1 protein-coding gene and 1 pseudogene are annotated in these 1,238 nt (G+C 60.9%); both read right to left on the reverse strand.

The window, feature by feature from the left end; genetic code table 11:
- Positions 1-814: pseudogene (locus EOA32_RS37320) on the reverse strand (hypothetical protein); the annotation flags it as partial.
- Between the two features lie 101 nt (positions 815-915).
- Positions 916-1,238 (reverse strand): GNAT family N-acetyltransferase (locus EOA32_RS37325; RefSeq protein ID WP_145971521.1); only part of this gene is annotated, 323 nt, incomplete at its 5' end.

Here is a 1,238-nt window from a genome sequence, read left to right on the forward strand (position 1 = left end):
AGCTGTAGTTGCCGTCGATCCTTTCCCAGACGGGCAGCGCGGCCAACAGGAGCGATTTGAGCTCCGCCTGGTTAGCCTTGAGCTTGGCTTCGTCCTCGTTGGCGACGGCAAAGGCAAGAAGGTCGAGCAACGGCTTCGTCCGTACGCCCTTGCCATTCGCATCAACGGAAACTTCGGGCGTTTTCAGGGTGACCGGAAAATTCATTCCGCTGTTGGGATCGTCGATCTTGATCGTCTCGACGAAGCTCGAGACCTTTTGCGTTGCCTTGAAGTCGACGCCGCCATTGGCCGACTTGGTGGCGGCAATCGTCGCGGTGCCGGCACCGGCGGTGACGTCCGCCTGCTGCTTGGCTTCCCGAGACGTCATCGTCATGCCGGCCATCGAGCTGGTGCCGCTGGTGAACGCCGCCAGGTTCGGATCGTAGACGGCGGAGCCCTTGCCGTCCTTGACCGAAACTTGCATGCTTTGCGGGCCTTCGGGTCCGTTGAATTCGAAGGACATGGTTTGGGAAAAATCCGAGGTGACCTCCCAGGATCCATCGCTGCGCGGCTTCACCAACAAGGCATAGGGCGCGAGGTCGATCTTGAACGGCTTCTGCTCCGGCAGGGCGCTGACCAGGGCCTTGACGTCCACTGCGATCTTGTAGGCGTCGCCTTCGACCGAGACCTTGAGCACGCCCTTCTCGAACGCCTGCTTGCCGAAATAGCGCGCCAGATTGTCCGAAAGCTGTTTGGCGCCCTGGCTGTCGACGGTCTGTGCAACGGCCGGCGCGCTGAAAGCAAGAATGAAAACAAGTGGCAAAACACGCTTCACGTCAGTCTCCGTCGGTCTCGGAAGGCAAATCGTTTCGTCTTCTGGTAGAAAAGAAGCATTACAGCCGCAAGACGATGACTGTAAGCCAAATCCTCAAGCGGCTAAAGCACCAGCCGCATCAGCGGCCTACCGGGCTTGCGCTCCAGAAGCCTCTCGAACCCGGCCTTCTCGAACACGCGCGACGAGCCGACGAACAGCCCGATCGAACGCGAATCGCGCGACAGATCGATCGGGCAGGCTTCCAGCAGCCTGGCGCCATTTTCGCGGGCAAAGGCGATGCCGCCGTCGACAAGGCGATGAGTGATGCCCCTGCCCCGCGCCTTGGCGCGAATGAAAAAGCAGGAGATCGCCCAGACGTTCGGGTCTTGGGCATCCGCGGGATCGACAGGCGCCGAGCCCCGGCCTTGATTGTTCCATTCGGGCA

This window comes from Mesorhizobium sp. M1A.F.Ca.ET.072.01.1.1 (assembly GCF_004023325.1).
Classification (GTDB): domain Bacteria; phylum Pseudomonadota; class Alphaproteobacteria; order Rhizobiales; family Rhizobiaceae; genus Mesorhizobium.